Origin of the sequence: Pseudomonas sp. B16120, assembly GCF_044218845.1 — a bacterium.
Lineage (GTDB): Bacteria > Pseudomonadota > Gammaproteobacteria > Pseudomonadales > Pseudomonadaceae > Aquipseudomonas > Aquipseudomonas paracarnis.
Genome location: NZ_CP162588.1, coordinates 3,082,104 through 3,106,794, shown reverse-complemented (window position 1 = coordinate 3,106,794; position 24,691 = coordinate 3,082,104). Strand labels below are relative to the sequence as shown.

General features: G+C 52.4%; 15 protein-coding genes and 1 pseudogene. 7 read left to right on the top strand and 9 right to left on the bottom strand.

The window, feature by feature from the left end; genetic code table 11:
• The first annotated feature begins 22 nt into the window (after positions 1-22).
• The 5 genes from AB4P90_RS14405 to AB4P90_RS14385 all read left to right on the top strand — a co-directional run bounded on the left by AB4P90_RS14405 (position 23) and on the right by AB4P90_RS14385 (position 6,630).
• Entirely contained in the window at positions 23-886 is an 864-nt protein-coding gene (locus AB4P90_RS14405; protein ID WP_370694803.1) for a methyl-accepting chemotaxis protein, read from the top strand.
• 458 nt (positions 887-1,344) lie between these two features.
• Positions 1,345-1,530 (top strand): hypothetical protein, encoded by a 186-nt coding sequence (locus tag AB4P90_RS14400; RefSeq protein WP_044483237.1) that lies wholly within the window; start codon positions 1,345-1,347, stop codon positions 1,528-1,530.
• Positions 1,531-1,770: 240 nt separating this feature from the next.
• Positions 1,771-3,024: a tyrosine-type recombinase/integrase gene (locus AB4P90_RS14395; RefSeq protein ID WP_395606063.1), complete on the top strand. Its 1,254-nt coding sequence runs from the start codon at positions 1,771-1,773 to the stop codon at positions 3,022-3,024.
• Positions 3,025-3,035: 11 nt separating this feature from the next.
• A complete protein-coding gene (locus tag AB4P90_RS14390) occupies positions 3,036-4,556 on the top strand; it encodes a site-specific recombinase (protein WP_395606062.1) in 1,521 nt (506 codons plus the stop codon).
• The gene (locus AB4P90_RS14385) at positions 4,543-6,630 is read left to right on the top strand and encodes a hypothetical protein (protein WP_395606061.1); all 2,088 of its coding nucleotides are present in this window, start codon (positions 4,543-4,545) and stop codon (positions 6,628-6,630) included. The genes AB4P90_RS14390 and AB4P90_RS14385 overlap by 14 nt, the downstream gene beginning before the upstream one ends.
• Before the next feature lie 606 nt (positions 6,631-7,236).
• Here the strand turns inward: AB4P90_RS14385 and AB4P90_RS14380 are convergent.
• From AB4P90_RS14380 to AB4P90_RS14345, 8 genes are all read right to left on the bottom strand, one after another.
• On the bottom strand, positions 7,237-7,686 hold the full coding sequence (locus AB4P90_RS14380; protein WP_395606060.1) for an antitoxin Xre/MbcA/ParS toxin-binding domain-containing protein: 450 nt from the start codon (positions 7,684-7,686) through the stop codon (positions 7,237-7,239).
• A 369-nt stretch (positions 7,687-8,055) separates the two neighbouring features.
• Positions 8,056-9,432: a HEPN domain-containing protein gene (locus AB4P90_RS14375; protein WP_395606059.1), complete on the bottom strand. Its 1,377-nt coding sequence runs from the start codon at positions 9,430-9,432 to the stop codon at positions 8,056-8,058.
• 211 nt (positions 9,433-9,643) lie between these two features.
• Positions 9,644-10,255 carry a hypothetical protein gene (locus AB4P90_RS14370; protein ID WP_395606058.1) on the bottom strand — a complete coding sequence of 204 codons (612 nt, stop codon included), beginning with the start codon at positions 10,253-10,255 and terminating at the stop codon, positions 9,644-9,646.
• Positions 10,256-10,307: 52 nt separating this feature from the next.
• Entirely contained in the window at positions 10,308-10,700 is a 393-nt protein-coding gene (locus AB4P90_RS14365; protein WP_153388231.1) for a hypothetical protein, read from the bottom strand.
• On the bottom strand, positions 10,700-14,458 hold the full coding sequence (locus AB4P90_RS14360; protein ID WP_193034293.1) for a hypothetical protein: 3,759 nt from the start codon (positions 14,456-14,458) through the stop codon (positions 10,700-10,702). Before AB4P90_RS14360 ends, AB4P90_RS14365 begins: the two co-directional genes overlap by 1 nt.
• Positions 14,459-14,736: 278 nt before the next feature.
• Positions 14,737-18,513 carry a hypothetical protein gene (locus AB4P90_RS14355; RefSeq protein WP_395606057.1) on the bottom strand — a complete coding sequence of 1,259 codons (3,777 nt, stop codon included), beginning with the start codon at positions 18,511-18,513 and terminating at the stop codon, positions 14,737-14,739.
• Between the two features lie 384 nt (positions 18,514-18,897).
• Positions 18,898-20,379, bottom strand: coding sequence for a hypothetical protein (locus AB4P90_RS14350; protein ID WP_395606056.1), 1,482 nt, complete (start codon positions 20,377-20,379; stop codon positions 18,898-18,900).
• Positions 20,380-20,586: 207 nt separating this feature from the next.
• Complete coding sequence (locus tag AB4P90_RS14345; RefSeq protein ID WP_395606055.1) at positions 20,587-21,027, bottom strand: hypothetical protein; 441 nt, start codon at positions 21,025-21,027, stop codon at positions 20,587-20,589.
• A gap of 745 nt (positions 21,028-21,772) precedes the next feature.
• On the opposite strand from AB4P90_RS14345, the gene AB4P90_RS14340 reads away from it, so the two are divergent.
• On the top strand, positions 21,773-22,984 hold the full coding sequence (locus AB4P90_RS14340) for a restriction endonuclease (RefSeq protein ID WP_395606054.1): 1,212 nt from the start codon (positions 21,773-21,775) through the stop codon (positions 22,982-22,984).
• A gap of 109 nt (positions 22,985-23,093) precedes the next feature.
• On the opposite strand, the gene AB4P90_RS14335 is transcribed toward AB4P90_RS14340, so the two are convergent.
• A complete protein-coding gene (locus AB4P90_RS14335) occupies positions 23,094-23,282 on the bottom strand; it encodes a hypothetical protein (protein WP_395606053.1) in 189 nt (62 codons plus the stop codon).
• A 117-nt stretch (positions 23,283-23,399) separates the two neighbouring features.
• Between AB4P90_RS14335 and istA the strand changes: the two are divergent.
• Positions 23,400-24,331, top strand: a pseudogene (istA, locus tag AB4P90_RS14330) (IS21 family transposase); the annotation flags it as partial.
• Between the last annotated feature and the right edge of the window lie 360 nt (positions 24,332-24,691).

Genomic DNA, 24,691 nt, shown 5'->3' with positions numbered 1-24,691 from the left:
ACTGATTCGCAGCCTGGCGACGATGCAGCGGGATTTGCGCGGCATGATCGAAGTGGTTCGCAGCAACGCCCATGGCGTCAATGGCATGAGCGAGCGCCTCAGCCAGGGTTGCCATGAAGTGGCAGGCAGCAGCCAGCAACAAAGCGTCGCCGCCAGCACCATGGCCGCCGCCGCGAGCGAAATGACAGCCAGCATCGAAGAAATCACCCGTCACGCCCAACGTGCCCTGGACATGGCCAGCCAGGCTGAAACCCTGGCCAAGGACGGCGGCCGGGTTATCCACCAGGTGGTCAGCGACATGGATGGCATCGCCCGTTCTGCCCAACAGTCAGCCCAAGTGATCCGCACGCTGGACAAGGAGTCCGAGGCGATCTACAGCATTATCCAGGTGATCAAGGGGATTGCCGACCAGACCAACCTGCTGGCCCTGAACGCCGCCATCGAAGCCGCCCGCGCCGGTGAACAAGGGCGCGGCTTTGCGGTCGTGGCCGACGAAGTGCGCAGCCTGGCCGGACGCACCAGCGCCTCCACCCAGGAAATAGCCAGCATGGTCGGGAGTATCCAGCAGAACACCCGTGAAGCGGTGATCAGCATGGAGGAGGGCGTTGCCCAAGTGGACAAGGGCATGGCGGTGACTGCCGAGGTGGAGCGCGCCATTCGCGAGATCCTCCAGGCTACGCTGAGTACCACTGAATTGGTCAACGATATTTCACGCACGATTAGTGAGCAGAGCCTGGCCAGTAATGAGATCGCTCATCAGGTGGAGAGAATTGCGGGGATGTCGGAAAGTAACAGTCGGGTGATTGGCGAGACGGCGTCGACGACGGATGAATTGTCGAGTTTGGCGGGGAAGCTTTCGCAGTCGGTGGATCGGTTTAGGCTTTGATCTGGGGCAACAGCTTATAACTCAACTAAATAGTCATTTAGTTTAGTTATGCACAAACGCTATTAAAAAGGAGGAGGGTAGCTCAGCAGATGAACTCGGGGTAGCTCATCCTTGCTCGTTATCTTCCAAATTTGAACGCTATCTCTCAAGGATTAGAAATTAGCACCCAGTGAAATCACGTGTAGTCGGTAACAAGTCACGTCGTTTATGGGCTGCAACCATCAAGCGTGTGGATGGTTGAATTGATCCTACGCACGAACTGCCGTCAGGATTATCGTGCCGTTAGGTTTTACTTCCAGATCGAGTGTGTCGCCGCAGGCCAACTTGATGGCCGACAGGAGATCGTCAGTCAGCGGTATGATCAAATCGCCAGTGCCATCAGCTGCATCCTGGCATTTTACTTTCCAGCGTATTTTTAGCCTTAGGTTTCGGGTTCATTATTTTCTCCAGGTGATCAGATGACAGAGCCAATTTATGATTATGACCCAGCAGACTCGCTGGTTGATTCAGAGGCCGTAGCTGTATTTTTGGCTGATGCACACGACACCGGTGATGCGGCTTTCATTGCCGAGGCTATGGCCGTTGTTGCACGCGCCAAGATTCGTATCGAGGCAGATGGCCAAGCCCAGGATTCATCGTTCTGAACCTGTGTTGCTAGTAGCAACACCTGAGCGCTGATCACCAGGTGAAATATAGCCTCCAGAGCCCCCCAGCTCCGTATAGGACGGTTCGCATAATGTATATTATGTTAAACGAGGTGCTATGTCTGATATGTTCATAAGCCACGTAAGTCACTGATTCGACGAATTCGTTTTTGACGCCTACTCTCTCAACGGGCCATGTTCATAATGTTCATGACGTGTCCTTGAATGAGGTGGCTGCCGATGAAACTGATTCAGTGCCGTTTCTCTTCAGGTCAACGACTACCGCTGCTTGTACAAGCTGGTGATGCGGCGCCGTTGCCCATACTTGTCCCGTTCATCTACGTCCAGCTTAAACTCAGACAGCGCGCTTACAACACGGCTGCGGCGCATCTGCGCGCGATCCTGGCTTTCTACACCTATGCCGAAACTCGAGGTCTGGATATCGATGAGACCATCTTGTCCTGCCACTTCGAGGCGATTCTGGCTTTGCTGGACGGTTACGCCATCTGGCTCCAAAGCGGTCGCCAAGCCGACAACCTGGTCGCCCGAATTGGCAAAGCCGACACTGCACTTTTACAGCAGATCGGTTCACGAACACGTGACCAGTACCTGCGCTTGCTGAAGAAATACCTGTCTTGGTGCGTCACCCGTTACATCCCGCGCGCCCGTCAGAATTCAGCCACACAGGCTGAAATCGACGTGGTATTTGCCGATGTCGCCGACGTCATTGAGCGGCGCTTTGAGAGCCATATCATCAATGCCCGCCCTGACCGCACTCGTTACCGCAGCCTGACAGATACGCAACTTCAGATCGTTCGCACACTGATTCGCCCCGGCGCTGCAGAGAATCCGTTCCCGGAACGTTTGCAACTGCGCAATTGGCTAATGATTGAATTGCTCTTGGAGACAGGCATCCGTCGCGGAGAACTTCTGAAGCTCTACACCACGGATATCAATAAAGGTTCTCAGCACGGCTATGTCAGCATCAATGATCGCGAACATGATCCCGGCGACCCGCGCGTTGAAGAGCCTGCGCTCAAAACACATGGGCGGACCGTAGGCATCTCCGCACAGTTGTATGAGGTCTACGAGCGCTATATCCAGAGCGAACGGCGCCCTCTGCGTGACGGTAAACCGATGAAATTACTGTATCGCTATTTGTTCATCTCGGATCGTGGCCGCCCGCTGTCGATCCGCGCGTTGTCTAACGTCCTTGATCGGCTGTTTCTGGCCATTGAACTGGCTGATCCAGGGTTGTTGCCTACACTTTCTGCGCATGACTTTCGCCACACCTTTGCAGACCGGTTTTTGGCTTACCTGGTCGAAAAGCGTGGGCATGACCTCGAGCGGGCCACGGACGAACTCCGGCGAGTCTGCGGTTGGTCTGAGACCTCGACCATGCCACGCCGTTACGCAGGTCGTTATCTAGCCGAGTCGGCCAATCTCCACAATGCCCAGCGCACCTCCGCAGCCTGGAGCCGACTTGACAGTTAAGGAGGTTCACCTTGACCAAATCAGCCGACCGAGAACACGCGTCACAACCCTCCTCTTTGCCAGCTTACGTGTTCAGGGGACCCGCTTACGTCGCAATTCGAACTCGCACTAATGACCAGCCACGCTACGTCGATACCCGGCTGAAGGTGTGGACATGGTACGACGGTGGAGTCGCGCTGAAAATTGATTGGGCCGAGCTAGCCTTAGCTCCAGAGCTTAATGAAATAGCCAAAGGCTTTATGGCTTATGCGTTAGAGAGGTATGCTCCCCAAACAGCATTCATGTTTGCAAGGTCTCTTGTCTACTTATCAAGTACCAATCTCGCCCGGCACTTTCCTTGGAATCATCAAGATTTAATTGCCAAATTAGAAGGATTTAAACAGGTTAGGCATAATCTAATTGGGTTTCGCAGGTTTTATCACTGGGCAATTGACAGGGGAATTAAAGGTTTTGATAAAAGCACTTACCTAACGATCAAAGATACAAAGTCAGTGCGGGTGGATCCGTATGCGCGAATTTTCCTCTCGCAGTCTGGTTTAGAACTTGATGAGGAAGTTCGATTGCTTAAACGCATCGAACGACACATTTCATCTGACTGCTGGGAGGAAGCCCAGTTTAACATAGTACTTCACTTGGGTTTCGAACTCGCACCCCGGTCGATTCAATTTCATTCGCTAGACATTGCTGATTTTGAGGTTATTGAAAGCGCTGATCACGAGAAGTACTACACTCTGTGGTTACCCATGGCCAAAAAAGTTGGCCAACGCAGACCTGAGCGGCGCCCTCGTAAAATAACCGCGCACCTGGGAGTGAAAATCTCACGCCACGTTTTAGAAATTCAACGCCGTTTTGGTAACGACTGTGAACCATTATTTGTCAATCCTTGTGGAAGGCGTCTCTCGGTTAGCGAAATCGGTTCAGGCCTCAAATACGAGCTGCGTGAGGCAGGGATAGATAGGCCTAATCAGGTATCCATATTGTTGCGTCATCACCTCGGGCAAGGCTTGGCGGATCAGGGGACTCCGGCAGACATGATTGCCGAACTGCTCGGACACAACAGCACCGTTGCAGCGCGTGCTTACGTAACGGCCACCCCCAACATTGCCCGGATCAAAGAGAAAGCACTGGGTAAGAGTCCGGCCTATCAACGCATCATGCGCAGCTTATTAACTGGGAAAATAGTCCAACGCCGCGATACTGCTCCTGAAAGAGCCGTCCGCGGCGTCATTGATACGCAGTACATCGGCGATATTGGCGCCTGCGCCCTGCCGGTCCATACCCACTGTCCCTACAACCCTATATACGCCTGCTACACCTGCAAGAAGTTCCACCCCTTTGCCGACGGCCGCCATGAGCAGGTAAAGGAGGCGCTCCAGCGGGAAGCGCAACGGTTCATTGATATGGCAGAACTAGCCGGTGATCTCATTCACAACCGGCCCCTGGCCCAGCATCAGACAACCATTCTGGCGGTAAGCGCTACAATCAAGCGCTGCCGGCAGCAAACTGAGGATGCTGCAGATGACGCTGTCTAGAGCAAGTCAACGCCTCGGAGGTTTTGTTACGCAGGAACAAGCGATTTTCCATTCGTTACCGATTTCAACACCGTGGGCGTCATCGTTATGGGGCGTCGGAAGCTGGTTACCACAACGTGGAAAGCAAAATACGCTTACCTTCGAGACGCATCGGCAAGCCCTCGAAAAAACGGGCTATCCTTCTCCGGCGAAGGGCCCTCTCCCCCTCGTGTTCCAAGATTTTAACAAGGCCCTGATTGTGTATCTACAACGCACCCGGAGCCTGCAGTTTTCGATGGTGGCTGCATACAATATTGCTATCCGGCGGGTATACAACCCCTTGTTTGAGCGTGGCGCATCCGATCCCACACAGTTGACACGAGGCGATTTTGATCGCGTCGTAGAATTCCTCCGCCAAAGCGGTTACAAAAATCTGTACGATGCGATCTCTCATCTTCAAGTAGTAGCGGATACGATTGATAGTCTGCAATTAACTGAGATCGCCATCCACTTTGAGCATGATGCAAAACCAGAAAAGCGCCGTCACGACTATATTTCGCTGCATGATCCCGATCGCACTGTAAAACAGCGTAAATCTGATGAGAAGTTGCCCTCTCGTGAGGCGATGGAAGCCTACGCCCTTTGTTCGAATAATCCGCTTAATGACAGCGAAGAGATCTTGCTGCGCATAATCGATTTACTGATCGCGACTGGCCAAAGAGGGAACGAGGTAGCAGTAATACCTTATGACTGTTGGGTTGAAAGGCCAATCAAAGGAGCAACAGGTGAGATAGTTGTAGATGCAAATGGCAAGCGCCTGGTCGAATGCGGAATTAGGTACTTTGCGGAGAAGCATTTTCAATCTCGTGTTCATTGGTTTGCAGAAAGCGACGTCCCTCTAGCTAGGCGTGCAGTCAAGCGACTCAAGTTACTGACCCAGGAACAGCGAAAAATCGCTAAATGGCAGGAAGATAATCCAGGTCGCCTCTGGGACTACTCGCCGAAGAAGGAAATGTCAGAAGCTGAAGTTTTTAGCTGGCTTGGATTCAGTCAGAATCGCGATTCGTCTCGGAACCTAAATGTGTACTTTTCACGAAATGGAATCCATCCTAGCAAGGTGTCGAGGCAAAAGTATTTGGCTGGCGATATTGAGAGTTTTCTCGTCCCTAAACTTCACGGGCATGCCGCGCTTACCGAAAATATCAGCGGTAAGCTTCGTGTTGTCTTAAAAACAAGTGAAACACTTGCCATCGCATTTGACGGACAATTTCGTTTGGGGGGACGTGAGGCCAACGTGTTCCGTGCCATTCCACGACGAGTGATGTTGGTTGACATTAACCGAGCACTCGGCGCGGATCCGCGATTCTCGTCCATATTCTCGCGCCGTTCATTATTTGAAGCGGATGGGACACCGATCAAGCTGACTAGCCATCAACCGCGCCACTGGCGAAATACTATTTACCATCTGACTGGCATGAGCAATGTTCAGCAGGCGCTGGCCCTGGGGCGAAAACGCCTCGACCAGAATGTCTATTACCAACACACAAGCATTGAAGAAAACACCGCTACCCATCAAGAGTTCTTGGCGTTCAATAGTCATCACGAGCGTATCGACTTTCTACATGAGGGCATAAGAGATAAGCGCATTCAGGGCGCTTTGACCGACAGTTACCATGCGCTGCTATCAGATAAAGGCGCGATCACGGCAGAAGCATTCCTCACCGTACACGCAACGGCGCTGCACGTGACACCCTTTGGAGGTTGCATTCACGACTTCTCCCAAGCGCCCTGCCCTAAGCATCTTCAGTGCTGGAATGGCTGCTCGCATCTGCATCTGATGGGCACACCATCGGAGCGGGCCAACCTTGAGAAACAAGCCGAGAATCTGACGACCGCAATTACCATTATGCGCGATGCCGGTGCCGGAGAGGCAGGCAGCGATGTATGGCTGGCAGACCAGGAAGACAAGCTCAACAATTTAAAATCCGTCCTTGCACGCGATACCAATGTAGGTGTGCAACGCGTGTTTCCAGATGGGCATCCTGTGACAGTTGCAGATACGGACAAACGACACAGTTCGGTTTCGGATGATTAGAGGCGACCATGGCGCAACGACAGACCTTGAGGGGCGGCACCTTGGACGAGGCGATCGACGCCCTCCTCGCTCAAATGATTAGCTTAGGAGTGGAGCTCGCGCCCATTTCCCGGCCAGAGGTGCAGCGCCGGCTGGGCCTGACGAGCCGAGCTACGCTAGGAGGTGACCGTGGAAATAGAATCGAATCCGCCAGAATCGCACAACTGAAGGAAAGCGGAAGAGATCCAGACGGTGCCCGTCGACGCAGAAGCCTTGAAGAGCGTATTGCAAGTCTTAAGACGGAAAATGCAGTCTTGTTGAGACAGCGAGACCTGCTTTTTGAAGCGCTTTCGGCAATAGCCCACAACTGCCTACTTAACGGGCTTGATGTGGAGTCGATAATTGCACCGCTGAGGAACACTCATAAATCTACTTAGCCAGTCTATCGACTACAGATTACGGCATGACCAGCTGAACTGCCTCAGGACAAGCTTGCACAGGTATCTAACGACTATGCATTACGGTATGGGTTCCTCGGCTACCGCTCCACGCCCTACCCTACCGTTTCAGCCATCCAACCGGGCAGACCTTACTTAGCCGCCTCCATCGGCTGACCTGATAGTTGGGTCACAGCATGAAGCCCTCTGCGAGTTGTAGCAGTAGCTCTTCTACCTGGTTTGTGCCTTGCTGACTGATCAGCATCTGCATTGGCGCCAGGCCGTCGAATCGCACCTTGGGCTTTGAGAGCCAAAGCTTGGCTTTGTCGGACTCACCAAACACCGCATCGGCCATAGCGTGGATATGCGCGACGCGAAAGAAGCGATCACTCTCCTCAACTGTCAGGAGCTGATCGCGGTTGATGCGACTCTTTAGCGTTCGCGGTCGGATAATTTGGTCGCGTTCGACCTGCGACACCGTTCCGTCTTCAGTCAACTTCACCAGTCGGGCTGCAGGAAAACCCTGTGTAATACAGTTGTGAATATCCATATCACTGGCCAAGACAGAAATATCTAGCAAGGTTTCAAGGCGCACACGGTACGCTGAGTATCCAGAGCCACGAAGAATTTCAGCTCGCATGGCGAATCTCCTGAGATCGCTATACCGCATGATGTGAGACGATCACGGTTTGATGCAAGAAGATTGACAGCTGCATCAATCAACCATAGTGTTTTACCTGTAGCCCTTGAGGCACTTGAGTTCTATCCCCTAGAGGAATTTGCAAAGCCCGGTTAGTGACCGGGCTTTTGCCTTTGTGCGATTCGGGATTGGACGTCAAAGTATACGAAACCAGCGTAACGGCGAACTGAGCATTCGAATCGCCATTTACCCGTGGCTCTATCAACGGGCTAACCTTGACGGGCTAGCGCCCCGACCGCTAGCCACGCAGTTGATCCCAAAGAAGTAATTCGCTCTCGGGATCGACCGTTCAAGGCGAGCGCCGGAAGGTCATTCCGCGTTAGCAATCAGATGGTTAGCTGAGCGCATCAATCGTGATAGATTCGGTTGTCTTACTAGCTTGATCGCCTCCTCAGTTGGCATACCCAAGCGCGTCAACAGGCATAGTGTAAACAGCACTCGTAGCTGAAGAATCAGGGCCACAAGCGGGGCGCCCTTCAACGCCTTTTTTTCACCTTTCTCGTCATAGTGGGCATGATAATTACGCGTGTTTCTGGTGTCTTTCACCATCTGCTCGATAGCAGCATTTCCACCGAAGACATCAACGAAAGGCTCCAGCAGGGTGTTCAAACGATCGCCAAGAGTCAGCTCGTTGGCAAAGCACAGTCGCTGCTTTACCCACTCCTGATCAGCTTCAGGCGCCCCAGATACAATGGCATCTAGCTTTTTGCGGAACTCATCCTTGGGCCAGCGATGGCCAGGCCTTGTTCTTCGGTGAAACGCCTCCAACGCCTGGGCAATCGCTAAAAATTTTGTATCGTTGTACGCCAGGCTTTCGTCTTGCACAGCGAAGAAGTGGTGAAGCGCCGGCATTAGCGTGTCGTAGTCCACCAGCCATGCCTGCAGCAAGGGAGTAAATTGTTCGATGATTTGTGAGTATGGAAGCAGCATCAGCTGTCCAGGTCTTTTTTTAGCCAACGTGCCGCTGTTCAAGCTTTGAAAGTAAACTTCTTGCCTTTCTTTCTTGCCGTCCTCCCCTGTGGAACTGACACGTAACGAGTGGATGGCGATTGGGTGGCCAACGCACAGGGCTAGGAATCGAGTGATTTTGTGCGAAAGAGAGATAAAGAAGTTGAGCGCTTTCGGGGAGTCGGCCTTGATGGTCATGTAGGCTTGCTGCCGCAGCTCCGTGACCGGAAAGTTCACCCTGCCAGGGAAGGTTGCTTTCATTCCAATCTCAAGTCTTGAGTCGTCATGCAGCTTGCATTCAAATGGCTCGGACAATTTGAAGTCGATCGTCCAGTCTGAAAGATCAGCACCAATTCGGGGCTTGAACACCGATTTTCCATACCACTCACTGAGCTCTTCCACAGCAAACTCAAGTTCATCGAACAGGCATTCTTCAGGCATTCCCATGCCGATAAATGCAATCCGGGCGGAAATCAATGATGTTGAGGCTCCTCCACCGAGGGAGGGATTCATCTTCTCGTAGGAGCACTCCTCAAGCGTCATATATCCGCCCTCGATCTTGCCGATTAGCCGACCTATGAACATCTCGTCCAAGGAGACGAATGCGTTTTCGTCTGCGGTGAGATGCAGCTCAATCCGTCCCCCATCAAGAACTTTCAATGTCCCGGGATACCGCTTCTCAGGATCAGCGGGCGAGAAGAAAAATCCATTCTTAACGATAGGTTCAAGGACTCGCACATTGCTCTCCTAGCAGATCAATCACCTTTAAAGTCAGACCTCTGACTGGGCTTTCTTATGTGTGCAGGGTAAGCCTGTCCTGCTGCGGCTACCATAGCGTCAACCCAGTCGACCTTGATCGATCAGCAAGCGAAGGAGGGCAAATGTGCTTGGAATTAGAGGTTGGATCCGCGATTAGGTCCGCCACCCCCAGCGGTGATTAAACTGTTCGTCATTTTTCTGAAGCTTTTTCGAATCGACTTTTCAGCTTGGTCAATTCACGTCCCTTCCCAAACGTGTCCGAGATTATCCGCATGTCCTCTTCGCTAAGAGCGGATGCGTCGACCGATGTTAACGCTGCATGGGTACCGAGGCTATAGGACAAACGAGCCAGGTTTGTTTTGATCTTGATCGAGGAACAACGCGGCAGTGTTCTCAATAAGGTATGGGCGGTAGCGAGTTTGCTCTCTTGGTTGGTCAGGCGGACGCAGAAAGACTCCAGATTGTCGTTAACTGCGCTGGCAGTTTCCGGTGCTGAGCCGAGTGCCAAGATCCGGATACCAAGATCGATTAGCTGTTGTGGGGCCGGCATTGGATCAAGTGATGTGATCTGACGCCAGAGTCGGCGTCGCCCATCGTCGGTAGCTTCGACGGTAAGGAGGGGCTGCGTCAATACTTGATAAGCCGTCTTGTCCAAGCACTTTGACCATAGCGACAACACCTGATCGGGAGCGTCCACAGTGCCGGAATGTCCTAGCGCAAGCACCTCTAATGTAGATGCGACGCTTTGCGGCAAATCCAGCACCGATATCGCCTTTTTCCACGCTGTTGCCAACCAGGCCACCTCTTGCTCCGAATCCCAATTGATGGGCGTTGGTATGCGGACATCGCATCGATCATTCCTCAACAGGCGTTAGAACAACTGCTGGATCCAGCACACGACCCGCAGGTACTGCAAATCGGGCGTTAATATTAACCACTGGGTCAAGGGTCAAATCTAACGCCCAAAGCGGTGTTGTGAGATTAATCGAGATGTCCTCCAAGAGGTCTTTGAGTCGATTAGCCGATCTATAGCGGCTATACCAGTCATGATTCTCAGCTTCTACGCCCACCAAGATCTCACGCCCGTGCAGGGTGACCGAGGTCAAAACCCGCTTCTCATCGAGCTCCTCCTCCCCTGTCCCCTCCTCTGGCTCCGATTGGACGACAATCATGCGCCGTTGGTAATCACCAAGATAACCATCTTGACCCAGCTTGCCACGGGGAGTTGGGTTAAGCTCGGGTTCCATCAAAATCTCAAAGCGTTTTGCTGGGCGTCAGTATCAGAGCGCTCCGCATCGCGATCCCAAGATAGGGCAATCTGCTCAAGCATCGCCCTCGTCCGAACAAATCCCGCAGATGCCTCAGCCCACTCCCGTGTTTGCTTAGCCAATGCGCGCTCCTGGTCGCCCCCTTCGCCTATCGCCTTGCAAAATACTCCCCTCATATTGAAGCGCTCGATGCTAACCCCGCGCTCGACCTGGGTGGACGCCAAGGTTTCAATCACATTCCGAACAGCTTGATGAGGCCAAGCACCATCTTGTGTGCTCAGTGGGGAGTGTGCCAGAACCTGCCCGATCAGTTGATCCGTAATCTCTGTACGATCCTGCTCCCTAGACAACCTCTGAACCTCGAGACACCACTCGAGCAATGCCGTCTCGTCAACCTCCTCCTCCGACTGGCCTGGGAGCGTCTTTAAGCTCTTGAGCAAGCGGTAGGCATTTGAGGCGTAATTTTTCTCTTGCTCGGAAATCTCTCTCGGCTCTTCACTCTTACCCCTAAACACCTTGCAAAGCATTTCTACAAAGAAGCTTGGTTGCTCGATAAGAAGCCGGTGTAAGACCTTTGGGTCATTTCGAAGAACAGGGAAGTAGGCAAACTCCAGAGCAGCCACCTCAGCTAAGGAGATGTCCATGCGGGCAGACAAATTCAAGATGGCTTTTTCGACCTCATAAGAACTCAATCCAGCCTGGGCAGGCCCCTTAGAATTCTGCTCAGTGATGCTGTTCTTTAGCAGCGAAACAAGATCAGCAGTAGGGACGTCAGAGAGACGCCGCGAGGCCGCACTCAGAGCTGCGGCCGGCCTGCGTGCACATCTATATTTTTCTATAGCAAACGATAGATCCCGAACGTTACCTTCTACCTGATGAGCGGTTTTCTGCGCCCAGTAGGAGTTCTCAACCTCTTCTCCGAACGATGCAACATACGACCAGGCTCGTGCGCTTTCTGGCAGCGACTCGAGTACCAACGCTAAACGAGACGAGCTCAAGGCAGAGCTTTGAGCAGAGGATCGGCCAGCTGCTTCCCAAGGCTGGCCCAGACGGCTAAAGCCATCAGCCAACACTGCTCCGGCAATAAGCTCAAGCTCTGCTACAGAGCTTGTGACGATCTTTTCGAATAGCTCCACGAGGTCGTCGTAAGGTAACTCTAGCCCTCGGCAGGCATAGCCAACAAGTCGCGGAATTTTGACGCGCGCCATCAGGTCAAGGAGCCCTTGCACGCCGTGCGCCTCTCGAATAGCTCGCAAAGCATTCAGGCGAGCATCCTCAACTAGTTTGATTGAGTCGACATCCTCATCGGCCTGCCCCTCCACGGGTGGCATCCAATCATCGAAAAGCCAGCTGTAGTGTTCAAACAACGTTGTGGGCTCATACCTGTCCACCAAGCTTGCAAGTTGCCCCAGTCGCTCCTCAGGGATAGCCCAGTCGAATCTAGAGAATTTCTGGTGACGCTTCACCTCCCGATTCAGAGTTTTCCAGATCTGTGTATGGGGCTCCTTTGGTGCGGAGTTCAGAGCGCTATCAAGGCCGTTCACGACTGCTTCAAAAGCGGAATCTTGAAGCATCTCAAGCGAGTCGATAATAGATTTCCATCGTTCATCACGATGGCCCGCTTCTATGATCGCGAGCTCGACAATCTTGCCTTCGCTTTCCCATACCAAACCGTAAGTCAGGGTTTCGCCGCCACCGTCCTCATACTCCCGAAATTTTGGTTTTTCAGTGGCGGAACTGTTGTCGCCAGATCGTGGAAGAAGTGTCTCGAGCAAGGGCCAGGCGATCGTGGGTACGTCTTTCACGACTGCCTGCAAAGCAGCTAGCCGCCGCGTTGTGTTGACTCCAGCGCTGGGTATCCATGAGAGAAAAATGGCTCGCAGGCTGTTAATCGGCCGGTTGCTCATCTTCCCGCCAGGATCAATGGCAGCAAGCTCCGCTAGGCAACGCACGGCTCGATCAAATGTTTCAGGAATCCAAGCCAACACCTCCAGAGCCCAGAGTAGGCCGCAGTGGTAGGTAACAGGGGTTAACATCCCTGGATATTCATCGAAGATCGGGCGGATGGAAGGCGATGCGCCCTCAAGCTGACGCTCAAGGGCCTCGAGAAAAAAATTAGGGGATGCTTCCGCAAGCAACGCTAAATCCTGACCCAAACTCGCCATAAGCCGATGGTCAGATGACAGCTCCGGCAATGAACGGACGAGGTCATCAACGAAGGTCTTTGGACTTCCGCCGAGGACTGTGAATTTAGCCGGAGCGTGCAGCACCGCCATGTGCAGCAACGTAGTCATCAGACCATTTCGCAGGTGCTCGCTGTGGGCCGTATCACGCTGAGCATGACGGACGAACGGCTCATCTGGACTTGGCGGTTTATGCGATCGCACAGCGGCGGCAAAAACGGTGGTAATCGCATCCTTGAAAAGCTGAAGGTGCCTGCGGCCGACATACGGAGCGAGGTAGAGGAATGCATCCACCGGAGCTCTAGTCGCCCATAAATTGCCAACGTTTTCGATAGGTGAATCTGGCATGACTAGGTATTTGCGAAGCTCATCTTCCGCATCCTCATAGTTTTGCTGACTGAGCGACGAAATAATGGACTGATCTTCCTCTGCATCAGATGCCCACGCGCCGGCAAGCATGACAGGGATGAGTGGTTTCGTGTCATCGAGCCATTTAGGCTTCACTGCAGTGCCACTGGGGTACTGCCTAGCTAACACTGCCAGACTCCGTCCACATGTCCGTGCCGCTTCGTACCCTTGATCCTCGGTCATCCCCATCTTCGCGATTGCGATTCCGAGTTCTCTGCTGGACGGACGGCGCAGCTCGATGTGCCCATGGGTCTTGTCATCGGCGCCGGCGCTCACCACGGTTGGCCCTCGCAACAGCATTTGCCCCACACACTCACAGGCAGTGTTTCTAGGTAAGTAAATGAGACCTGATTTGCTCAAGAGAGCATTTGCGGCATCTGCCGTATCAACAATCAGCGTGCGAGACTCTAGGTACTGCCGCACTGGTTCCGGCGCACTGCGTATGGCAGCCACTGTGAAAGCGATCACCTCATCGGTGGTATCGGCAGAATATGCCAGCCGCCCACCCTCTTGTCTTAGCTTCTGCAGAAGCTCTTCCGCCTGCTTTTCACGACCAGCCAATAAGACGTCTTCAACAAGCGCTGGCTCAAAACGGGTCGAGAAAGACTGCCAAAACTCCTCTGTGCTGAGTATTCCGGCCGGAGGAGCGATTTCAAGCTCAAACTTGGCCCAGCGGGAAGCAACGGCTGGGCATTTCGAGAGCCAATCTTCCAGCAGGGTACTCTCCAAATAGACGATGCCCTTCCAGTCTCCGCTCGCATTTTTTCCTGCTAGCCAATCCTCAACTTTTTCGCTCGTATCGTTCCATGTCCGTGGCGTAACCAAAACCAAGGTAGTGTCTGCCCTTTCATCAGCACTCACCTCAGCGGTACGCTTGTCATAGTCGGTGTTCGCCTTGCTCTTCCCGACCCCACTGGTGCCAAACTCCCAGATCGAACGTCCGTCAGGAACAAAAGGTGAGGTAGAGTCCGCGTCCAGGTATCCGTCGTATCCACGCACCTGGCCCTTGTCTCCTTGAGGAAATCTGATTCTTCTAATTTTTGGCGAGGTCGCCCAGATCAAGTCTGCTACTAGACCAGGTATCTGGACGCGAGATTGAAGTGTGTCAGCCCATTGCTCCAACTGAAGAGCGGTAATCCATTTCAACGCCAGTCTCCTTTCAGTGCTGTAGCAGGTGGCCGAATCGCCCACGGTCCTGCGGCAAAAGGCCACTCTACTCCACCGGCCAATGCCATTACCACCTATCGACGCCTCACCTCCACGGCTGGAGAACATGGGCAAGTGGATCTGCAGTCGACGAGGCGACCCCTAGCAGCTCCAAGCTTGTTTAAACCGCCCCTAGTTTCGTAGACACTCCAAGCCTCATAGACCGGCCGAGTTCCGGACTTATGTGAAGGTGGACGGAATAGCCACCCAATGGCTACTCAATTACGCTTGCTCCAGACCACGATGCGCTTGGCCTCAGATTTCACAGCACCCACGAAACTTCTTGCAGCGAGGGCATCAATCAGCCGGCGATCTATATCATGAGCCGGCAAGTTCACGCGCCGTTTGTTGAGTAACGCCTGATACTCCTCGCCCACGAGCGGCAATACTCCAGCCGTTTCTGGCCAACTGCAGCCCATCGAGAGAGCATGGATCAGTATGTTGATCCTTTGCTCTCTAGAGAGCGCCCCGTCCGGGAGCAACTTCAGCAGCGTTGGGAGGTAGGCCTCCGGGAACCGCAATCCATCTCGGGCCGCGTGATCACACGCTCTAGCCAATGCTTCAACGGCACCGTCGCACGTGTCATAGGCGTCGTAAGGAATGCCCGACCATATCTTGATGCTCTCAGCAGTCGAGCACACCTGTGCGTTGGTCAGTTCAAGGGCCAACGACACCGGCAACGCCGACATGTCCATCTGTTCACGGGCGACGCCCCACCGGCGGATGAGGTAAGCCCCTAGATAAGAGAAAGCGTGATCGGCAATGAAGGCCCGAATTTCCTCCCTGTACTCGACCATGTCACCATTGGCGAACATCGCCCACCGATTGCGAGGCGCCGCGGTGTCCATGACAACGCTTGGGCTCAACACCACCTTCGAGAAAAGCGTTTGTAGGGTTGCATTCTCGACTTGCGGCGTGCGAACGAGGAAAGTCTGCAAGCCAGCGTTGCGACTGGCGTCCTGCCACAACTCTTCAGCCAACTCTTGAGCGTTGTGCTTGAGAAACTCCGCGAAATTATCCAACGCCGACTCGCCCAAATCGACGAAATCTGCGGATTCTTTGTCAGCTATCAGAGCCCGATTGAAGTACGTCCAAGCTGCATTACCCACAGGCCGAACACGTCCCGCCATCATGATTTTCGCCCATAACAAGGTCGGTACCGCGTCAAGGTCAGTCACACTGCAGGTCGTCTGTTCGAGCAATACCTGTAGTGTGTAGGCTTCACTCTGGCAAAGACCGAACAAGGCCACGAGCGATTCCGGTGTCTCTTCGAGCGATCCATCCTGGCTCACGAGCTGAGCCACGAAACCGTCCGGGTTTTCCTCGATCAGGGTGTCCATGCCAGTGACTTCCAGCTTGCTAAGCCGATGGTACGTTACCCTAACGCTCTGATTTCCCGGATCCAGTGTCTGGCAGAGCAGTTGCAGCATTTTGAGGTTAAGGGCCAAACAACCCCACTCCACCATTTGCCGCAAATCTCCAGACGAGGCACTCGAATCGAGGTTGGAGAATTGCGCTGGCAGCTCCCTGACCCACCTCCATCCGTTTTGACTACTCGCAAGCTTCGCTGCAAGAACCGAAGCATCACGCAGCTCATTGATAGTCTTCCTCAACCGGCCAGACTTATCGTCGAGGGTCTGCATCTCCTTGGGCGTCAGCGCATCCAGAAGAGCAATGAGGAACTGCTGCCGCAAGGTGGATGTTTTGAATCGATCATGGCTGAGCAGTAACGGAATGAGATCGCGATCTGCGCCATACATTGCTCTCATAAGCGCAGAACCGTACGTCCCAGGAACAATCGGTGCTACCGCCTCAGCGAAACGCTCCTTGTAATCATGACCGCTTCGGAGGATCAAGCGAAGTTTGTCCCTTCTGGCAACCATCTCATCCTTGCGCGACTGCAAAAGCTCATGAATAAGATCGACCATAATACCGCGCCCGCCATCTACCGAATCCAGATCCAGCTTCCTGATCACAAGCTCAGGATTATGTATTGGAGTGGTCACGTCGTACTCCTCCCCCCTGACAAGCCCCATGATGAGGTTCTTATCCGATTGGGTGAGTGATCCCTCGTAGAAATATCCGAGGTAATCGACGTAATCCGTGTCGAAGAAACCGCGGTGAACGAGGAACGTTATGAGCTCTAGCCCTTTTAGGCGTTTGGCAAGCTCTGCGCCGTACCCCAGGGAAACGATCTGCCGAAAACCTGCCGTTTTGAGGCGTAGCACTTTGCTTCGATTCGTTTCAAGTTGCTCATCCAACTCATCGAGCGAGGTCTGAAAGCGTTGCAGGCGCTCATCGTAACGTGCCTCTTGCAAAGCCTTTTTAGGCTGGACAGCTTGGCCGTTATCTTGCCAGTGTGAAATCACAATTGGTTGCACGCTTCGACATGCTACTACCTGGGCGAATACAGGATCCGATACAAAGTCCAGTAGCGTGACCGTAGACCCGCCATCCAGCCGCACGTGGTTTGCAGTGGGTTTGTTCCCAAGTTTCAAAATCTCAAACCAGACGGACAAACGTAGATGCTCCACGCTATCGGCCACCTCGTCTTCACGTGCCGCACGCTGATCCTCTAGCGCTTGAGCTGCCGTTTCGAGTAAGTCGGTTTCGGCTTTTACCCACTTCGCGTAGCCATCAATGACGCCATAGATCGTGCCCCGCCGCTTGACCAAGTCCGCATAGGCATTGGGGTGCAGATTTCGGATCGCAACCATCGCAAACAGCTTGTTGGGATCCAGCTCCAGACCGTCCTTAGCCAGTACGTTCGCGTAGACGTCATACTCGTTGACGATGTTCTTGATCAGCCTCATTTCGTCGATGTAGTAGCACACCGTCTCGATGAGTTTGAGATTCAAGCCATCATCGAGCGGTTTGCCGGCCACCTGGCGGACCTTCATGAGCTCGACCAGCTTTTCCCTGGAGTTCTCGGAGTTGATCACAGGGATGATGGGGATAATGAGGTCGAAGAATTTTGTCTTGTCCGTGACCGTGAACAGCTCATCACGGATGGCGTAGACGAAATGGACAGGACGCTTGACCTGGGGTGATCGCTGGATGATGAAGTTGATCTCTCGCAGCCTGAAGAAGATGTCCTGGATGTCGAAGCGATCCAGGTCTTCAATGACCACCACGTTGATATCACTGCGCTCGAAGCAGTAGATGATTTCATCGACGTTCTTATGAAGCACCGAGCCATAGTGAGTCGCTTCAAGCTTGCCTCCCTTGAGGGTCAGCCCATCGATGGTAAACAGGGACATGACCCTCAATCCGGCGTACAACAGATAGATTGCACCAATCGCCACTCCAGCCAGCGCTGCAGACTCGGGAAGAACCATTAAGCCCTTGATCAGCCATTCAAGCGACACGGTTTTTATCATCGCAAGCTTGGGTACATAGAGCCTCAAGGCGCAGACGGCAAGCAAAGTGAACCCCAGGGTGCGCATGCTAATACTGAAGTTTGAGGCCTGGGCTATCCGTTTCAGTCGAGTCTTGGGCACTTTCGCTGCGGGCACCGCGTAGAGCAGTTGCTGGACGATGGTCTCTTCAATGCGATTGACCAGATCGACATCCCCAGGTGAGTGCTCGCCCCCGGTAACAGCCGGGCCCTCAGGTGCGGAGTCAGGGTCGGGAGGTTGGCCACTAGGCTGAGGAGTCAAACCCAAGGTGGGTTTGCTGAAGGTCGCGAGGGACACATAGGTGTGGTTGAACTGTGGATGGTTGCTGAAGAATGTCTTCAGCACGCTGCTCTTACCCGCGCCATAGCTACCTGTGAGCGCGATGTTCAGAACATCGGAGTTTTCCAGGGCATGTAGCAACTCGCGCTCATACCGGGCCGATCGGCCGTCCGTGACAATGACGGGGGTCAACGGCTCAAAGAAAGGATCAACATTGCCTCTCTGATGCCGTGTGGACAGCACCCTCCACGCAGCTCTCCCACCAACCACAAGCGCTTCCCACGCCAGGCCTAGACGATTTTTGATAGCTCCCAACATCTACCCATATCCCATGCAATGGCCTTCCATGTCCCGCTGAGCAGGGGAATGACCGCTAATAGTCCAATCGATGCAGCGGTGGCGCTGCAACAAAATCCAATAGCGGCTATATGACATATTCGATCACGAAACACCACGCAAGCGCACCCCGTGCCGCCGTCGAACATACCGCCACCATCACTGGATGGACGGATAAAGTTAGGGCGACGAGACTAATTACGGGAAAAGCTAGGTCTATGGACAACAATCGACGAACAAGCATGTTTGGCTGGCTGAAGAAAAGCCGCCGCGCTGTGACGCGTTTTGACAAGCTGGCGAAGAGAAGGCCATGGTGACGCCGGCTTGCTCGATGCGGTGCCTGCGGCATTATTTTTCAGACAGAGCCTAGAGCTGTGACGGCTTCTCAGGATTGAGCCAGTTAGTGACCCCCTTAAGGTAGCTATCTAATATACAAGCCTGATCCTCTCGATTCGTATACTTAGGAATTCGGATAGAGCAATCATCAAATATTTGAAGATGTGACTTCCTATGGCGCATTGACTCAAAATCGATATGTTGCCAATCATTAACCCTGAAACACATCAACCCACAGAACAGCGCAAGCCGTATACTTTCCTTCTCCGTCAGCTTATCTTCACAACACATGACCAGCCAAAAAACAGGAAACCACACCAAATAAAATGGGACATTTACATAGCTATAATTTGGAACGCCTTCATGGGAGATTTTATCCCTAGCGTCCTTCAAGCCATTAAGGTTGGCCTCAATCGCATCCTCCAAGTCCAAACCTTGCTTAGAAAACTCCTGGGCAATATGCGACACAGCCAAACTTGACTTGGAAGCTTTATTGATAACTTTCAAAATGGCTACGGAAAATTCTTGGGCGGCAAGTTTTTTTGATCCGTTTTTAAGCTTTATAAGCACCTCGGAGCTCACCTTGGCGAACAGGGCTTTATCATAATGACTGTGAATTGAGTATGTGCTCCAGCACCTGTTATACATCCTAATTGCCGCCATGTGATCAGCGGACACTAAACCGTCCGTGAGAAAATCGACGTATGATAATTTACACTCGGTTAATTTAACTGGTCGTTGAGTATGGGAGATCCGGTGTCGATAGTAAGCTTCTAGCGACTCAGAAAACTCAAACATACCATTGGAAACCCCAATCTTCTGCTCAAATGCGCCATCTGGGTTTTTTTCTATTACTCTAAAGCATTCAAAAGTCTCGCTGGATATATAACCGAAAATACTGCCGGAGTATGATGGATTTAGGAAAAAATACCCAAACTTAAGCCTTTCTACAGCGTCAAATACCCTTGTATCCACGTCAGGATCTAGATGCCCGCCACTCTCGAAGCCATCAACCTCAATAACAGAACCTGCACCGTCAAACACGCCTCCAGCTAGCAAGTCGCTATAGATGCCATCCTTAATAAAAGGTTTTATTGAAAATCCGGAGAGTTTGATAGATTCTGTAACCCGAACCAGCGGCAAATAATACAATGCTCTTCGGCGCTTTGCCGATACATCTATCTCTCCACCCCGAAATCCATTTAATAAAGCGAGTTTTTTCTTGGTGCCCCGCTGCCAACCAACAGCAGCATCATCACCTGTGATTCCGCGCTGCTCAGCGATTTTACGTGGACTAGCTCCCTCACCACGCTCACGAGCCATCTTAAGATCGTCATCATATTTTTCAAAAGCCTTTATGAAGTGCGCACCTGCTGTACCACACTCTTCTTTTTCGTACTCTAACTCAATATCAGCCTGAGCCTCTTTGAATGCTTGATTCACTATGCCAGCATCAAACCCGGCTTGAGTAATTTTTCCTATAATCATCTCAGACCACTCTGAAAAAACCATATAGCCAGCCTCCTTTATTGAGCGTCAAAATATATTAAATGTTTAGATGCGCCCTCACCTCTGGGGCATGTGATTTAGCCAGACGGTACATCGAATGAGTCCACAAAGCGTTTCACGGCAGTGTGAGCCACTGATACGTCCAGAAAGAGTATTTAACTCAGGCCTGCTAGCCCCTCACTACGTTGCAATAAGAATCATAGCTCTGACTTACTCGGACGTTATATTCGCATCAGGTGATGTAGAGGCAACTCTTACTACATGAGCATCACAGGTGAGTTTGCTGGATCTTAGGTCATAGCCGCAATTGCCTGCGTCTACAGTCACCACGACCTGCTGAGCACCAAAGCCAACGGCGTACACTTTATCAATTACCACCTGCTCAACCGGCCTAAAGGTACCTGGCAAGCACACTAAATACCCTACGAATGCAAGGCCAAGCCCATACAGGCTTTTAATATTGTTATCCAACTTGGAATTAATGAGCAAAAAACCGAGCCCAGTACATAACATGGCCATACCAAGGGCGAAACCCCTAAAGACAATGAAGCACAACGCGAAAAAGGTGAAGACAATGAATACATTCCAACTTGTTAAATAAACAAACAGCCAGGCGAGGGTATATCTCTCAGGTTTATCTGTATTTTGCATGACTCACACTTCCCTTTGCGTTAAACAGCTACCGCTGCCCATGGTTTGGATTGCATTCCGTAATTTTCCCTCCACAGTCAACAGTCACCTCACTACCTAATACCGGCAAAAAATTTGCCACGACTGCGACTCGGTTTGGGATAACAGCCCAGCTGGCACCTAGGTTAACCGCCTGGGTTGCAGATGTCACTTTGCCTATTCACCACTCATTAGCGTCAAGCACCAGGCCTCCGGCTTGTAGTCCGGCAGTGGGTTTGCCCACGAGGTCGCACACTGCACCACGGATCGCGTGAGACATGAGGCTACCGCTCACGTAATCGATACGAGGTGTATCAGATGACTTGGCTCTCAACCCACGCATCGGAGACGCAGCGCTCGCCAAGCTTGAAAACAGGACAAAGCCTGCATCCAATTCCTTCTGTTCCGACTGAAAATCACGCCATCGATACGCGGGGATCATTGACGTTACTGTTCAATTGGCTGAACGTGGGCGGCTGCCGGTGGGTCGAGGGAGGTGTATGCCTCGTATCGGAGGGCCCAACTAAGGCCCGCAGTTGATCATCCGTCATCGCTTGGAACTGATGCTCCCCCGAGGGTTCGCAGCCGAAAGATGTAGGCTCCTGACCACTCTGTCAACCTAACATTGGTGTAGCCGCTTCATGTCCTCATCTGCAGTTTTCGCCAACCGACTGTTTCAGCTACGATACATGGCCTAATATCACACTATTTTTTGAGAGCCTGTAACATGAGCGAACTGATTCATTTCGAATATGCACCACCACGATCATGGGAGCAATTTGAGGAACTTTGTGCTGATCTTTTTGAAGCAGCTTGGAGTGATCCAACTTTGGTACGCCATGGACGGGCAGGACAACGTCAGCATGGTGTTGACATTATCGCCTCGCGTGGCTCGATCTATCCTGTGGGCATTCAATGTAAAAAGAAAGCCAGATGGCCATTGAAATCCATAAAAATTGCGGATATAAAAAAAGAAGTCAGTGAAGCCGACGGTTTCAGCCCAGCATTGAAAGAATTTTACATCCTAACAACTGCCGTAAATGACGTAAATATACAGGAGCAGGTTAGAACATTTAATGTCACTCGGGTCAAAGAAAAAAAGTTCTCGGTTCAAATTATTTTCTGGCAGGAAATTGTCCGCAAAGTTGCGGGTCATCCAGTTGTAGCAAAAAAACATTTCCCTATCGCAGGAAGCGAAGATGTATTCTCTCCTCTACTAGCAAGCTGGCACCCAAAGGACGGTAAGCTACAGATTTCCGAGGATGAGTGGATACTCGCAACTGGGGAGCTAGGGGAAAATTTTTATGACCTCCCAAATGGCCACATAATCGTTCGCCAGCAAGAAACAGACAAAAAGATAGCGGAGCTTCAGATCAAAAACAAATCTGTCACCGACATCGAGAAAAGGAAGGAGATTCTAAGTCTAAGAAGAGATCTTCGATATGCCAAGGGGAAAGAGCAAGATATACAAGATTGTATCCAAGCTCTTTTCCGAAATAGATTGCTAGCTTCCTATATGCGCGACATCGATGAGTCTGGTGTCAGCTCAGCAAAAATCTTAAAAGCCTTGATTGAGCTTAGTTTAGCGTCTCCGGGCGTTGACTTGTCTTTCGTAAAAATCAGACTAAGCCCACCTGAAAAATTCCAACCCGGCAATTTGTTTTCGCCTGAAAGCTCTGTACACGAAGATTTTGCAATCCATGTACCGCCCAAGTGCTTTCTTGAACTCCAGAAAGAAGAGCAAGAGTTCCCAAAACGCTATTACGGGAACAAAATGGTTAACTCGGTTTCCGAACTACCCAAAAGCATCAGAGACAGCATCGCCATACCTCAAATAATCCGTAGAGCCTGGCGAGTTGCGAACGAAGAAAATATTCAGTTCGACGAGCTTGTGAGCTCCAACTACCTAGACCCTTGGAATTGGAAGTATAATTATTGAGCATGAAAAATCAATCATCCTTCTTGGATAAAACAACATAGAGCCATCATCGTAGAAGATTGAATGCCCCACTTCAGGGTAGCTATTGTGAATGACGGCGCTAGGCTGCTCAGCATAGGTAAATGAAGCCCGAATGGCCTTCGAGCTCTGCTCCCAGCTCATCCAACGCCACCACCGGTCGCTCCTCTTTGCAGTATCCGCACTCTTCGACATCGCTGTCGGCAAAATTAGCCTTCAGATAACCGTCAGTAAGGCAGTCGACACCAGCCTGCTCATTGAGTGCGGATTCCACGGCCATCCGGCCACTGATTCCACGGTGATCCGGCCACCCTTAAGGCAGGCAGCAACGCAGGATTAATTCACTACGATCGACCTCTTTTATCGAAGCAGAGAGGTCGTCGTGGAGCGGTTATCCATGCGTAAGATTCGAGAAGTGCTACGTCTCAAATTCGAGGTTGGCCTATATGCCCGCCAGATCGCTATCAGCTTGCAAGTAGGTTCGAGCCGGCGTCGGTGAGTACCTCAATCGCTATGCTGCCAGCGGCCTGACTTGGCCGTCTGCGCTAACGGACGCCGAGTTGCAACGGCGGCTTTTTCCACCGCCGACCGCCGTTCCCAGCGATCAGCGTCCGATCGCCCGACTGGGCATGGGTTCACGCCGATTTGCGTCGCCCTGGCGTAACCCTGGCCCTGCTTTGGCAAGAGTATCGACTCACCCATCCGCAAGGCTTCCAATACAGCTGGTTCTGCGTGCGCTACCGCCTCTGGGCCGCCAAGGTCGACGTGGTAATGCGTCAGGAACACCGTGTTGGTGAAAAGCTGTTTGTCGATTACGCGGGACAGACCGTGGCAGTCATTGATCGGCGAACCGGCGAGATCCGCCAGACGCAGATCTTCGTCGCCGTCCTCGGCGCGTCCAGCTACACCTTCGCTGAGACAACCTGGTCGCAGAAACTTCCTGACTGGCTGGGCTCGCCCGCCCGCTGCTTCGCTTTTTTCGGAGGCGCATCGCAGATCATCGTACCGGACAATCTGCGCAGCGGCGTCACCAAAGCGCATCGCTACGAGCCCGACATCAACCCCAGCTACCGCGATCTGGCCGAACACTATGGCGTGGCCGTACTGCCCGCGCGCTCACGCAAGCCCAAGGATAAAGCCAAGGTCGAAGTCGGCGTCCAGGTGGTCGAACGCTGGATCCTCGCGGCGCTGCGCAACCGCCAGTTCTTCTCGCTCGGCGAACTCAATACGGCCATCGGCGTGTTGCTGGATCGGCTCAACGACAGGCCCTTCAAAAAGCTGCCGGGATCCCGCCGCTCAGCCTTCGAAACAAAACCGGTGGCACGTCCGCCAACGTGGATCGCCGCTAGGTATCATCATCGCCTGTTGAGGCGTGCGAGCCCATTTGATGACCATGAACTGTCCATGCTGCAAATCAACACCGATAAGCTGTATTCAACAGGGGTGGTAAGAGCCAACCAGCTTCGCTGTTACGCTGGTGCTTAGCTGGTAGTTAGCTAATTTTTAGCGATCTCATGAACATGTTTTGATGAACATATCTTTCTACTCATCGACCGCTCACCTAGAGCTGACGGGCCTCTTATCACCATATGTACATCTGACATGGCCCATAAGTTAAATGAAGTATTATGTCTTAGATGAATTGAATATCGACGCCAGCGATTAACGCTTGGATCGCCCCCACTTAAT